Source organism: Alteromonas lipotrueae (genome assembly GCF_019249215.1).
GTDB lineage: Bacteria > Pseudomonadota > Gammaproteobacteria > Enterobacterales > Alteromonadaceae > Alteromonas > Alteromonas lipotrueae.
This window is the reverse complement of sequence record NZ_JAESDI010000020.1, coordinates 36,093-50,041: the sequence shown is the minus strand read 5'-3', so window position 1 is coordinate 50,041 and position 13,949 is coordinate 36,093. Positions and strand designations below refer to the sequence as shown.

The following is a 13,949-nucleotide window of genomic DNA, read 5'->3' as shown; positions in this document are numbered from 1 at the left end:
CTGATCAGGGCATAGACACAAGAATTTTTCGATCGATTGTTTGTGTTTACATGTTATTAAACGTTTGCCGTCTTTAATTAGATGCAAAAAGTATAAATATTCTTTGTGCTCTTCACCCTACACGCTATTTCTAACCGGTAATGGCTTAGCGATTCACAATACTAAGTATTAAAACTAGCCCTGTTTCACTATCGGTTATTTATGCATTGTCTGGGTTGTGGCACACTAGCGCGGTATAGAACTGTATCGGAAGTATTTTGAACAAAAGTCACAACAAAGCGTCACGTGCTGCACGCAATGCAAAAAAAGCGAATAAGCGTGAAAAACTCACCGAAAATGACGCTGTCGAATTAACCCCTTCCTCGGAGCGCGCAGGATTTATTCGTCGTTTAGCTGCCATGATATACGATACGCTAGTGGCCGTTGCGGTAGGTATGTGTGCGGCGATGGTGGTAATAGTGACGCTTATTGTACTGCTTTCAAATGGTATATTGGATTTGCAAGGCTACGAGCAACCCGCTGAATTAATTCAGGCATCTACTGGGTACAAGTTACTGATTCAAATATGGGTTGGCTTGTGGGTGGTTGGTTTCTTTTTATGGTTTTGGAAGCGAGGTGGGCAAACCTTGGGTATGCGTGCATGGCGACTTCGTATCTTCAGCACCGTAGATGCGCCTATGACATGGCCGCGTTTGCTCATTCGTTTAGTGGCTTCATTAGGGGGCTTAGGCACGTTGTTGGTATTGTTTGATTTTAAGCACAAGCAATCGTTGCAAGATAGATTGGCGCAAACCCAAGTGCTCAAACTGACTAAAGAAAGTAACGACCATAAAAGCTGGTAAGCAAAAGCGCTAATACAAATAAGAAAGGGAAGCTAGGCTTCCCTTTTTTGTATCCAGTGTTGAAACGGCGGAGCCTATTGCGTCTGATGATTCAACCAAACGCTTAATTCAAGCGATTAAAATTAGACGACTCAAAATCAGCTACTTTCTCAGCATGATGGTGGCGATGGCCGCAAACAATAAGCTGGGAAGCAAAGCGCCTAAAAACGGTGGAATTTGATATACCAAACTAAGTGGGCCAAACACTTCATTTAAAATAAAGAAGCCAAAGCCGGTCAGTACGCCCATGATCACCCGGGCACCCATAGTAACGCTGCGCAGAGGGCCAAAGATGAACGACAAGGCCATTAATAGCATTACCCCTACCGAAACAGGTTGTAATATTTTGCGCCACAATGCCAATTCATAACGTGATGGATCTTGGCCGTTATTAGCCAAATAGCCGACGTAATCTAGCAAACCAGAAATAGACAGGGCCTCAGGCTTTACCGCAACAATACCCAACTTATCTGGCGTTAATGTCGAGTTCCATTGCATACTTTTTTCGTTATCTAACGTTACCGCGGTTTCACTAAAACGAGTAACGTCCACATCGCTTAAGCGCCACTCACTACCATCGAAATTACCCGATTTAGCATAGGTAATACTTTCAAGTGAAAGGTCGTCGTTAAAATCAAAAATGTTGATATCTTTTAGTGAATCGCGGCTTAATACTTCACCAATACTCACGAAGTGCTCGCCGTCTTTGGCCCAAACCAATTGCTCTGAAGAGAACAAACTTCCGCCTGAAATGGCCTCGGTGCGAATTTCTTTTGCTTTTGATTCACTGAACGGGGTTACCCATTCACCCACCGCCATCACCAGTAAAATCATGATGGTGGCAGACTTCATGGTAGAGACAATAATATTCCATCTACTCATGCCCGCAGCTTGCATAACAACAAGCTCACTGTTGCTGGCCAGTACACCCATACCGATTAACCCGCCCAGCAGGGTTGCCATGGGGAAAAACTGTTCTAAATCTCTTGGTAAGCTAAGCACAACATAAAGGAACGCCACCATCATGTCGTAGTCGCCTTCACCCACTTTACGCAGTTGCTCTACAAATTTAATCAGTGCGCTTAAGCCAATAAGGACCGATAGAGTAACAGTTACCGTACCTAACAGCGTGCGAGCAATATATAAATCGAGGATTTTAAACATCTACTTTTTCCCCAATATCCAGGCCCTAAATTGGGTGCCTGTTTTTCTGTCTCGAACAATCAAAGCAACACCAATTATCAGCATGATGGTATGCACCCACCACAGCCCAAGTTGAGGTGGTATTTTGCCGTCTTCTAGTACCCGCCTACTGGCTAATAATAATAAGAAGTAGCCAAGATAGAGCAGTATAGCCGGGAACATCTTTCCAAATCGGCCTTGACGGGGGTCAACGGCGCTCAAGGGCACCGCAATAAGTATCAAGAAGGGCAACGAAAGGGGAATGGCAATACGCCATTGCAATTCTGCACGGGCTTCTATCGATTCATCACCCCATAACTCAGTAGTAGGCAATACACTTACTTTGCGTCTTGCTTCCTCTGCTGGTTTATCAGCTATTTGAATTTGGTATTCATCAAATTCAACCTTGCGGTAGCTTTTTTGCGACTGCTGACCTTCGTACTGCACCCCTTGTTTTAACACCAAGTTTCGGGTGCCATCAGGGTTACTGGCCACTTGCCCTGTTTGCGCGTAAACCACTTGAACCTGATTTTCACCATTTTCAGTTTTATTTTGCGATAAAAACACGCGGCGCAATTGGTCTTCCGTATCAATGTCGTGAACAAAAATAACGGCTTTGGCATTACCGGTTTGTTGGAATCGACCAGGAATAATGGCAGAAAGACCTGCCTCGTTTCGGGCTTTTTCCCTCAGTTGGTATTCGTTTTCAGCCGCCATAGGGGCAAAATAGAGGGTAATCGCCCCCGTTACTATCATAATGAGTACCGATAAGAACAACATCACGCGGGTGATGTACCACTCACTGATACCGCATGCACGCATGACAGTCATTTCACTGTCTACATACAGCCGCCCATGGGCCAGCATAATGCCTAAATAAGCACTTATGGGCAGCACGAGTGATGCGAGAATAGGGGCGTATAGCCCAAGAAAGCCAAGTACTAGTCCTGCTGGTATATCGCCGTCTGAGGCATCACCGAGTACACGTACAAATCTAAGGGTGACAAATATCGCCATTAGAATGAAAAATATGGCTAACTGAGACTTAAGGGTTTCCTTAAGCAAATAGCGGAATATCAACATCTCAGTCCTACCGGAAACTTTGGAATTTTAGTGAAAGAAACCACAATTTTGAGTAAACTTACCGTTTTTACAAGTTTTGCCTGCAATCATAAAATTAATTGCATGGTGTGGCGAAGCAAAATTGACATAATTTACGTCAACATTGCGTCATTCGCAGCTAGCATGCAAGTATGGCTGCGTATTAAAACATAAAGCAGCGCGAAACGTTATGTGAATTTAGTCAGCATGCAAATCTTAAACGACGAAAAACGAGGTGATATCGTGGAGTTTAGTGTAAAAAGTGGCAGTCCGGAAAAACAACGCAGTGCCTGTATTGTTGTCGGGGTCTTCGAGCCGCGCCGCCTTACCGCGGTGGCTGAACAACTAGACGAAATCAGTGAAGGCTATATTAGCAACTTATTACGCCGCGGCGACCTTGAAGGTAAAGCCGGTCAAATGCTATTGCTGCACCATGTACCGAATGTACTGAGTGAGCGCGTATTACTAGTTGGTTGCGGAAAAGAGCGCGAACTTGATGAGCGCCAATACAAGCAAATTATTGCCAAAACCATTACTACCCTAAACGAAACGGGCTCGATGGAAGCGGTGTGTTTCTTAACGGAATTACACGTTAAAGGTCGCGACACTTATTGGAAAGTGCGTCAAGCCGTAGAAGCTACCGAAGATTCTTTGTATACCTTCTTGCAACTTAAAACCAAGAAAGGTGAGCCACGTCGTCCATTGCGTAAAATCGTATTTAACGTACCTACACGTCGCGAACTCACCGTGGGTGAGCGTGCAGTAGAGCATGGGCTAGCCATTTCTCGCGGCGCCAAAGTTACCAAAGATGTGGCTAACATGCCGCCAAACATTTGTAACCCTGCCTATTTGTGGGAACAAGCGCAGTCTTTAGCCAGCCAGTACGACAGCGTTAGCGCTGAAGTAGTAGATGAAACACAAATGGCTGAACTGGGTATGCAAGCCTATTTAGCCGTGGGTCGTGGTTCTGCGAACGAAAGCATGATGAGTATTATGCACCATCGTGGTGGTCCAGCCGATCAAGCACCTATTGTGCTGGTGGGTAAAGGTCTTACGTTTGACTCAGGTGGTATTTCAATTAAGCCTGGCGAAGCCATGGATGAGATGAAATACGACATGGGCGGTGCAGCTGGTGTGCTAGGAACCATGCACACCATTGCAGCGCTAAACCTGCCTATAAACATTATTGGTGTGCTAGCTGGCTGTGAAAACATGCCAGATGGTACGGCTTATCGCCCAGGCGATATCTTAACCACCATGTCAGGGCAAACGGTTGAAGTATTAAATACGGATGCAGAAGGACGCTTGGTACTGTGTGATGCGTTAACCTACGTTGAGCGCTACGAGCCTGAGCTGGTGATTGACGTGGCTACCTTAACCGGTGCCGTCATTATTGCGCTTGGCCACCATGCTACCGGTGTAATGAGCACACATAACCCGCTTGCCCATGAACTGCTAAATGCGTCTGAGCAAAGTTCAGATCGCGCATGGCGTTTGCCAGTGTGGGATGATTACCAAGAACAGCTTGAAAGCCCGTTTGCTGATATGACTAACTTAGGTGGTCGTCCGGCAGGCAGTATAACGGCAGCGTGTTTCTTGTCTCGTTTCACCAAGAAATATAATTGGGCGCACTTAGATATTGCTGGTACTGCATGGCGCAGTGGCAAGAACAAAGGTGCAACAGGGCGACCTGTTCCTATGTTATCGCAGTTCTTAATGAACCGCGCTGGCACTAAGTTAGAGGACTAACGCACGATGCCTCAAGTCGTGTTTTATCAACTGAGCGCAGGCGACACCAGTGTGGCGTCTCGCGCGAGCGAACTTATTGCAGATGCTTTTGCCAACAAGCAAAAGATAAGCGTGTTATGCGATACGCAAAAGCAAGCCGAAGAAGTTGATGAATTTTTATGGCAATTGCCAGCCAATCGCTTTGTTCCCCACAACCTATATGGTGAAGGGCCACAAAGCGGCACACCGGTGGAAATTTGTTGGCAACCCGAGCAGGTTGCCCGCCGTCAAATGGTGGTTAATGTTGGTTCGGGCATGGTGCCTTCGCCAAATCAACATCGCCAAATTATCGATTTTGTTCCCGTAGATGACGAAGCCAAACAGGCTGCGCGGGTGCGATATAAGAACTACCAGCAAGCCGGATGTAATATGCAGTTTAAGAAAACTGCGTAGTGATCACATCAAAATCGGGCTTCACAACGAGAGTAAGTAATGGATAAAACCTTCGAACCACAGTCCATTGAGCAGCAATGCTATGAAAAATGGGAAAATTCGGGCCTTTTTAAAGCATCGGGCAGCGGCGATCCGTATTGTATTTTGCTTCCACCGCCAAATGTTACCGGTAGCCTTCACATGGGGCACGGTTTTCAACAAACTATAATGGATGCCTTAACCCGCTATCGCCGCATGAAGGGTGACAACACCCTATGGCAAGTGGGCACCGACCACGCGGGTATTGCTACCCAAATGGTAGTAGAACGCCAATTAAATGCAGAAGGCAAGACTCGTCATGACTTAGGTCGTGAAGACTTCATCAAAAAAGTCTGGGAATGGAAAGAGCACAGTGGCGGCACTATTACAGGGCAAATGCGCCGTTTAGGCACATCACCTGATTGGTCTCGTGAAGTGTTCACCATGGATGACAAGTTGTCTGATGCGGTAACCGAAACTTTCGTGAAGCTTCACGAAGAAGGCTTAATTTATCGCGGTAAGCGTTTGGTTAACTGGGATCCTGTACTGCACACCGCAGTGTCAGATTTAGAAGTACTAAACGAAGAAGAAGATGGCCACATGTGGCACATGCGCTACCCACTTGCTGATGGCAGTGGTGAGTTAGTGGTTGCTACTACTCGTCCAGAAACCATGTTAGGTGATACCGCTGTTGCGGTACACCCTGATGACGAACGATATCAAGCTTATATTGGTAAAGATATTAAGCTGCCTATTACTGGCCGTTTAATTCCAGTGATTGCCGATGATTATGTGGATCAAGAGTTCGGTACTGGCTGCGTTAAAATAACCCCAGCCCACGACTTTAACGATTACGACATGGGTAAGCGTCATAGCCTACCGATGATCAATATATTAACTGATGATGCGAAAATTAATGATGAGTCGCCAGAGGCTTATCGCGGCTTAGACCGTTTCGACGCACGTAAGCAAATTGTGGCCGACTTGGACGCCCAGGGCGCACTCGTTAAAATTGAACCACATAAGCTTAAAGTGCCTCGCGGCGACAGAACCGGCGCGGTTATTGAACCTTACCTTACCGACCAATGGTATGTTGCGGTTGAATCACTTGCCAAGCCTGCTATTGAAGCGGTTGAAAGCGGCGAGATTCGTTTTGTACCAGAAAACTGGAACAAAACCTATTACCAGTGGATGCACAACATTCAAGATTGGTGTATTTCACGTCAGTTGTGGTGGGGACACCGCATTCCTGCATGGTATGACGACAACGGCAACATTTACGTGGGTCGTACTGAAGCAGAAGTGCGTGCTAAAAACAGCTTGAGCGACGACATTGCGCTTCGCCAAGATGATGATGTACTCGATACCTGGTTCTCATCTGCACTATGGCCGTTCGCGACCATGGGCTGGCCTGAAAAAACGCCTGAACTAGAAACCTTCTTGCCTTCATCGGTATTGGTAACTGGCTTCGATATTATTTTCTTCTGGGTGGCTAGAATGATCATGATGACGAAGAAGTTCACCGGCCAAATTCCGTTTAAAGATATTTATATTACCGGTCTTATCCGCGATGAGAACGGCGATAAAATGTCAAAATCGAAAGGGAACGTACTTGACCCTATCGACCTTATTGACGGTATTGACCTAGAAACGCTAGTGAAGAAACGCACCTCAGGCATGATGCAGCCAAAACTAGCTGAAAAGATTGAGAAGCGTACGCGTAAGCAATTCCCTGATGGTATTCATGCCTATGGTACAGATGCACTTCGCTTTACCTTTGCTGCAATGGCGTCCACCAGCCGTGATATCAACTTTGATATGGCGCGGGTTGAAGGCTATCGTAACTTCTGTAACAAAATTTGGAATGCATCACGCTTCGTACTGATGAATGCCGAAGAGCATGACACAGGCCGTGATGGCGGCGAAATGGTATTAAGCATTGCTGATCGCTGGATTTGGGCTAAGTTCCAACAAACCCTCGTCGAGTTTGAAAAAGCATTAGAAGACTACCGTTTCGACATTGCTGCGCATATTGTGTATGAGTTTACTTGGAACCAGTTCTGCGATTGGTACTTAGAACTTACAAAGCCAGTACTTAGCAACGAAGCCAGCAGTGAAGCTGAAAAACGTGGTACACGCCATACGTTAATTAACGTATTGGAAAACTTGCTACGTTTGTTGCACCCGTTAATGCCATTTATTACCGATACTATTTGGCAGCGTGTTGTTCCATTAAGCGCGCTTCAGGTTGAAGAGAATGCAAGCATTATGGTGCAAGCAATCCCAGTACAAGATGCCGCTAAACAAGATGAGCAAGTACTTGCTGATATTGAGTGGGTGAAGAAGTTCATCGTGGGTATTCGTAATATTCGCGGCGAAATGGATATATCTCCAAACAAACCGCTTAATGCCTTACTTAAAAACGTAAGTGCTGAAGATAGCCGCCGTTTAGAGGCTGCTAAAGCCTTCCTAGACAAGTTGTCTAAGCTCGAGACTGTTACGATACTAAAAGACGGTGAAGAAGCACCAGCGAGCGCAACGGCGCTAGTGGGTGAAATGGAAATACTAATTCCAATGGCGGGTCTTATCGACAAAGATGCCGAGCTCGCGCGTATCACGAAAGCCATGGATAAAGTGGATAAAGACGTTTCACGTACACGCGGAAAGCTGGGTAACGAGAAGTTTGTAAGTAACGCCCCAGACGCCGTGATTGAGAAAGAGCGCGGTAAGCTGGAAGAAGGTGAGAAGCAACTCGAAAAGCTAAAAGCGCAATACGAGACTATTGCTGCTTTATAGGTGCGCTATTTAAGGAGCGGCTTAATAAGCCAGGGCTAGCAAGCCAATTGATAAAGGGTTGTCGAAAGACAACCCTTTTTGTTTGGCCGTCAATCAGGAAACGGTGCAAAGTGTAAGAATCTCTGCGTTTTTAATGTTTCATGTGCAGCTTTAACATATCAACCAAAGCTTTGCGTTTAATTGGCTTCGTGAGATAGTCGTTCATGCCCACATCGATAGCGCTTTGTTTATCTTCTTTCATGGCATTGGCCGAGAGCCCAATGATGGGAAGGGTAGTAAAGCCCGCTTTTCTTAGGGCTTTTGTAGCCTCATAGCCATCCATTACGGGCATTTGGACATCCATCAATACTAAATCATAATGGGGGGCGTTTTCTATTTTACGCACCGCTTGATTGCCATCTTCCGCTATATCAAACGTAATCCCTAACATTTTAAGCATTTCACCGGTAACAATCTGATTTATATTGTTATCTTCAACCAACAAGATATGTCCTTCTAAACTAACATCTTCAATAACATCCGCACTGTTGGTTGTGGCTTGTCGTGTTTCATTACTGACTACCATAGACATGAAATGTTCAAATTGTGCAGGCGTAAAGGGGTGCATAATAAGCGGGCCTTTCCACAGGCTATTGTACTTATCTTGTAGCGCACTCCCTACGGTATCCATGATCAAGCCAACATGAGTTCCTTGCGCTGCTAACTCGTGTAACCAGCGGACATTTTCCTTAAACACACTAAAGCTAGGAATATCAACAATAAGGTGTTTAGGCAGAGCATCGAGCGATTGGGCGGCGCTAATGTCCATGATATTGGATTGGCTAATTTGTATTATCGACTGATAGATATCTGGTAGCAGAGGCGAAGAAGTTAAGTACATACTGGACGTGGGCAACTGAGGTGTAAGGTCAAAAATACCAGGCTGATTCTTAAATACACGAAGAGGCAACGATATAGTAAAGGTACTGCCTTTTCCTTCCACTGAAGTGGCTGATAATGAGCCACCCATCAAGTCGGTGAGTTGTTTTACAATGGTTAAACCCAGGCCTGTTCCCCCATACTTGCGATTGGTCGCGTCATCCGCCTGAGTAAAGGGGTTAAAAATACGAGCAAGTTGTCGCTCACTCATACCAATACCTGAATCTTCAATGATCATTGTTAGGGAGAGTAAGTTACCTTTATCGTTAATACTGCCATTAAACCGAATGCAGATTTCTCCTTGCTCGGTAAATTTCACCGCATTACTTCCAATATTCATTATGATTTGAGCAATACGTAGCGGGTCGCCAATAACTTGCGGCACAATGGAAGGTGACACAATGAAGCGAACGGCTAAGTTCTTTTCTTTGGCTTTAAGGGCAATAACAGCAATGAGGTTATCGAATAGCGAATGAAGGGAAAAGCTGACTTCTTCAATTTTAAGTTTGCCGGCTTCAATTTTTGAGAAATCTAAAATATCATTTATAACACTCATTAAAATTTGGCTTGAATAGGCGGCTTTATCAAGATAACCACTTACAATATCAGGCACTGGATGTTGCTGAGCAAGTTCTATTAAACCAATAATACCATTCATGGGCGTGCGAATTTCATGGCTCATATTGGCTAAGAAAATACTCTTTGAGGCGGTTGCTCGCTCTGCTTTTATCTTACTTTCAGTGAGTTCTGAGTTTAAAGATGCCAACCTGCCATTTAGTTCACGGGCTTCCGATAGTAAGCTTTCCGTTTGCTTGTTTTTGTCACTAAATACATGGGCAGCGCGAGCAAGATTCCCAATTTCGTCGTTACGGCTATTGCCTGGAATACTCGAAATATTCTGGCCTTCAGAAAGCCGATTGAAAACTTCGGTAATGGTGCGAATAGGGCCTAAGATACGGTAGGCCGTAAATATGGCAGCGGTGAGGGTAAGTAGAATGGAGACCAGAGAAAATATCTCACCATTACGTCGTGTTTCTTGCGCTACCAAATAGGTGTTATGAGCAATAGATTCGGTTTTCGACGTTACTTGGTTGGCAAGTTCGCCACTTAAATATAAAAATTCATTCGCTGAACCTGCCATAACGACATTAACCAAAAACAAATTCCCTTGGGTGATTTGTGTCAGCTTGAATAAGTCTGCTTCTGCCTTTTCTAGTAAATCATTAACTTGGCTATGAAGTGTCTGGTTGTCTATTGTGATAGCTTTGATTGCAGTAATAGCTTCATTGAATTGAGTAATTAACGCCATATCAGGCTTCATCAGATAGCGAAGGATTGCGTTTTCCGCCATAGCAATATGGAAGTTAAGTTTATCGATGGTACCTTGAGGAAGCGTGAAGTTCTCGTTTGCAGTATCAAATAAGCGCTTAACTGCCAGCAAATCTGACAATGACCCATCAATGATTAAATCGTCTTTTCTTGAACGAGCATCAATAACCTGTCGGAAATTTTCTTGGTAGGCACTAAGATGTTTATGCATTCGAGACAGCACATAGGTATCGTCAATTTCACCGCTTTGAGTAACAGGATCGGCGAGCTCTTCTAACCTTTTGTTGATAGAGAGCATCAACCTTTCGAATCGCGTTACCGCAGATTGACTCGCATTTTCTTTGTAGATAAGTACATTACGCTGTAGGTCGATAACGTCTCTTTCGAGCTCTTTCACTATGCCCACATCAACCACAGCACGACTTGAGGCCGCCATACCGCGGCTTAAAACAGATTGGTTCTCCCTAGCAATATACCCTTGTACTAAGAGCAGGGCGACTAAAGCAATTAATACGAGAATAAGTTGCGTTCGAATCGAGGTCAGCATAGCTACTATTGTGCCTTTGACTTAGCCAATTTGGCTAAGACGTAATAAATTCATACCATTTTTGGAGGCTATATTCGTAGGTAGGCATGACCGTATTCCATACCGCAATATTACTAAACCTATCTTCATAGCTTCCACCTGAGCGCTGTTCACCTTTTTGAACACTAACCTTTCCTGCAGGACCTTTTAGGCTTTCGCTTGCAGGTAAGCCTTTGTACCAATAATTCCACTCGGCTTGCGACAAATACTTTGCGGAGCGCTCTGGGTTAGAGATGTAATAGCCCTGGCGAGCAATAAATGCGCCTGGCCAGCCGGACAACCACCAATTCATATATTCATAAGCAACATCTTTGCTTCTGCTTTGTGCGGCGGAGGATAAACACATTACACCATGCCAGCCTCGGTAACCTTCTTTGGGAGCGGCAAATTTAACTGGAATATTTTGGCTGTTTAAGGCTGATACCGCAGGAGAGAACATGCTTTCTATAGAGACACGTTGGCTTTTCATAAATTGAACTGATTCAGGCACCGACGTCCAAAAGCCACTGAAGTGATTTAATTGGGATAACTCAATAAGAATACTGAATAAGTTATCTAGCTCTTGTGTGGTCATTGCCCCTATATTTTCAAACGATATATAGCCTTTTGCTTGTGCAGCTAAGGCTAAGTCGAAAAGTCCAATGGTGGGGTCATTCACGATCCCCACTTTGCCAGACAACCGGCTATCAAGCAGCCACCCCCAACTTTCCTCTTGGTTTTTAAGTTGCTCAGGAAATTGCGACGTATTGTAGCCAAAAGAATCTACGTTGTGCACATAGGGAAGGAAGCTAATGGTGTCTGTATGTTCAACACCCAAACTACCATCAGCTTGTACGTTAATAATTTTATGGGGAGCATCACCAGCGCCTAGTCGTGCTGCTTCTGTTACTTTACCTGTTTTGGTTAAATCGTTTATTTCATCCCAATAAGTAAGTTTTTTCTTTTCGATCGGCTGAATAGCTTTTGAACGCCACAAAACATTAATGCTGTTTGACCACTGTTCATATAAATCAAAGGCACTAGGGTCCATTGATGCTCTTTGAAGTACGGTGGCGCTTCCACCAGGCTGAAATTGAATATTAATGCCTAAATCAGCCATGGCGTGTTGACGGATTTCTTCTTGCAGCGTGACATGGGTACCCATGACTCTTAACGTTGGTGTTGGCTTTCCTATTGCAAAAGGCGCTACTCCGGCAGATACTCCCAGCGCAGCCGCTCCTTTGATAAAACTACGCCGAGGGCGAGAAGATAAACGTTGGCTGGGTGGCATTAGAACGGTTCCAGTTGTTCTTTATAATATTTTTATTCTGGCATCGATTTTAGATATTTACCAAGTTATTTGCCAAAGCCAGCGAAGCTTTAGACCAAAGAACGATAAAAATGAATTCATCATACTCGTTTAGGTTGTGCCACTAATTGAGTGAATTGGATTCCGTTTTATATTGTCTTACCAAGCTAACCCGATTTCTCCCTTCCCGTTTAGCGCGGTACAGCGCCTCATCAGCCTTGCTCATCATCTCTTTTGTTTCAGTGGGGTTTACCTCGCTGACATAATAAGCACCAATACTGATAGTTACCTCATAACCCTTTAGCGCAGGAAGCGTGCTTGAAATTGATTCAACCCGCTTTCTGAGTCTATCAAGAATATTCTTAGGATCATGGGAGCCTGGTAATATCATACAAAAAGCAAACTCTTCTCCGCCTACTCTTCCTACACCATCTTCTTGGCGGAAAAATTGTTTCATCGACTTCGCAACAGCCACTAATACATCATCACCAAACGCATGACCGAAGGTATCATTGATTTTCTTAAAGTGGTCAACATCGGCAATGCCGATTAATAGAGAATGGCCGTGGCGATGAGCAAAGTGCGTAGATTTATCTAGTGCCTCTTCAAAGGCACGCCTATTCGGAATGTCGGTGAGAGGGTCAAAATAGGCGAGTTTTTCAAGTTTCACGTTAACGTTACGAAGCTCTCTGGTACGTTGAGTTACCAAGTCTTCTAAATTTTCTCGAATACTCTTTAGCTCAAAATTACGGTTATTCAGTTGCTCGGCGTGAAACTTAACGGCACTTACGTCTCGCTCGACCGAAGCGAAGTGGGTGACTTCTCCCAGCTGATTTTTGAGTGGAAAAATACTCATTTCAACCCAGTAGGGGGTGCCGGTTTTAGTATAATTAAGTAGTGTTTCCGTTATTGGCTTGTTCTCTGCAAGTGCACAGTGAATGCGAGAGGTAGCTTCTTTGTCTGTCAGTGTACCTTGAAAAATCCGTGGCGTTTCACCCATTAGCTCTTCTCTAGAATATCCCGTAAGCTTACAAATGGCATCGTTCACGTAAATGATTTTGGGTGATAAAGGTCCCTCGATTGATTTCGCCTCGGTAACAATAATCATATCTTGTGCGCTTTGCACAATATCGAGGAATGAAAACGCTGCAATTTTTTCGGTGATTTCGGTAAAGTAAACCACCACAAAACCTGCACCCTCGGATTTTTCCGGATAAGCACTGACATTTAACCAACAGATCTCTCCGCTGTTATCATTGACTAAGCCAATAATTTCATCAGTAATCGAGACATTTAGCGACGTCACTTTGTTTACCGGATATTCGTCGGGGTGAAGACGGCGATTTTGCCTGTCTACCAACTCCCACCCATCTTCTAGCAGATGCCGGCTTTGTAAACGTTCAAGTGACGTTTTAAATAGCTTCATAGCTGCAGGGTTCACGTAAACAATCTGCGAATCCCAAGAATGTATCACTACGCCAATATGCGCATGTTCCAAAAGGTTGATCAGGTTTACATTTTCAATTTTCATCGCACGTATACCATCTAGACTTAACATATCGATGTAGCTGCCAACCGGTAGCCACTTTCGTAAGTCATTATGCGGCCAAATCATATTGCATAATGCTTATTTTTTGTTCTGCTACTTTAGTATAGTGATAAAAGGATA

9 protein-coding genes are annotated in these 13,949 nt (G+C 44.6%); 4 read left to right on the top strand and 5 right to left on the bottom strand.

Annotated elements, in window-relative coordinates; genetic code table 11:
- The first annotated feature begins 398 nt into the window (after positions 1-398).
- A complete protein-coding gene (locus JKP82_RS18945; protein WP_232370733.1) occupies positions 399-842 on the top strand; it encodes an RDD family protein in 444 nt (147 codons plus the stop codon).
- Between the two features lie 141 nt (positions 843-983).
- Here the strand turns inward: JKP82_RS18945 and lptG are convergent, their stop codons facing one another.
- On the bottom strand, positions 984-2,045 hold the full coding sequence (gene lptG / locus JKP82_RS18940; protein ID WP_218398255.1) for an LPS export ABC transporter permease LptG: 1,062 nt from the start codon (positions 2,043-2,045) through the stop codon (positions 984-986).
- Complete coding sequence (gene lptF / locus JKP82_RS18935) at positions 2,046-3,146, bottom strand: LPS export ABC transporter permease LptF (protein WP_159533000.1); 1,101 nt, start codon at positions 3,144-3,146, stop codon at positions 2,046-2,048.
- Between the two features lie 261 nt (positions 3,147-3,407).
- On the opposite strand from lptF, the gene pepA reads away from it, so the two are divergent.
- From pepA to JKP82_RS18920, 3 genes are read left to right on the top strand one after another with little or no spacing between them, the layout of a single operon-like run.
- On the top strand, positions 3,408-4,913 hold the full coding sequence (gene pepA / locus JKP82_RS18930; RefSeq protein WP_013782779.1) for a leucyl aminopeptidase: 1,506 nt from the start codon (positions 3,408-3,410) through the stop codon (positions 4,911-4,913).
- Between the two features lie 6 nt (positions 4,914-4,919).
- The gene (locus JKP82_RS18925) at positions 4,920-5,345 is read left to right on the top strand and encodes a DNA polymerase III subunit chi (RefSeq protein ID WP_013782780.1); all 426 of its coding nucleotides are present in this window, start codon (positions 4,920-4,922) and stop codon (positions 5,343-5,345) included.
- A gap of 39 nt (positions 5,346-5,384) precedes the next feature.
- Complete coding sequence (locus JKP82_RS18920; protein WP_218398253.1) at positions 5,385-8,159, top strand: valine--tRNA ligase; 2,775 nt, start codon at positions 5,385-5,387, stop codon at positions 8,157-8,159.
- 130 nt (positions 8,160-8,289) lie between these two features.
- On the opposite strand, the gene JKP82_RS18915 is transcribed toward JKP82_RS18920, so the two are convergent.
- The 3 genes from JKP82_RS18915 to JKP82_RS18905 form a co-directional block, all read right to left on the bottom strand.
- Positions 8,290-10,953 carry an ATP-binding protein gene (locus JKP82_RS18915; RefSeq protein ID WP_159532996.1) on the bottom strand — a complete coding sequence of 888 codons (2,664 nt, stop codon included), beginning with the start codon at positions 10,951-10,953 and terminating at the stop codon, positions 8,290-8,292.
- Between the two features lie 34 nt (positions 10,954-10,987).
- Positions 10,988-12,262, bottom strand: a complete 1,275-nt coding sequence (locus JKP82_RS18910) for an ABC transporter substrate-binding protein (protein WP_159532994.1) — start codon at positions 12,260-12,262, stop codon at positions 10,988-10,990.
- 142 nt (positions 12,263-12,404) lie between these two features.
- The gene (locus tag JKP82_RS18905; protein WP_246604311.1) at positions 12,405-13,895 is read right to left on the bottom strand and encodes a sensor domain-containing diguanylate cyclase; all 1,491 of its coding nucleotides are present in this window, start codon (positions 13,893-13,895) and stop codon (positions 12,405-12,407) included.
- Between the last annotated feature and the right edge of the window lie 54 nt (positions 13,896-13,949).

Bases quoted from the DNA above. Each gene is read 5' to 3' on its own strand.
- JKP82_RS18945 (WP_232370733.1), top strand. From the start codon at position 399: ATGATATACGATACGCTAGTGGCCGTTGCGGTAGGTATGTGTGCGGCG.
- lptG (WP_218398255.1), bottom strand. From the start codon at position 2,045: ATGTTTAAAATCCTCGATTTATATATTGCTCGCACGCTGTTAGGTACG.
- lptF (WP_159533000.1), bottom strand. From the start codon at position 3,146: ATGTTGATATTCCGCTATTTGCTTAAGGAAACCCTTAAGTCTCAGTTA.
- JKP82_RS18925 (WP_013782780.1), top strand. From the start codon at position 4,920: ATGCCTCAAGTCGTGTTTTATCAACTGAGCGCAGGCGACACCAGTGTG.
- JKP82_RS18920 (WP_218398253.1), top strand. From the start codon at position 5,385: ATGGATAAAACCTTCGAACCACAGTCCATTGAGCAGCAATGCTATGAA.
- JKP82_RS18915 (WP_159532996.1), bottom strand. From the start codon at position 10,953: ATGCTGACCTCGATTCGAACGCAACTTATTCTCGTATTAATTGCTTTA.
- JKP82_RS18910 (WP_159532994.1), bottom strand. From the start codon at position 12,262: ATGCCACCCAGCCAACGTTTATCTTCTCGCCCTCGGCGTAGTTTTATC.
- JKP82_RS18905 (WP_246604311.1), bottom strand. From the start codon at position 13,895: ATGATTTGGCCGCATAATGACTTACGAAAGTGGCTACCGGTTGGCAGC.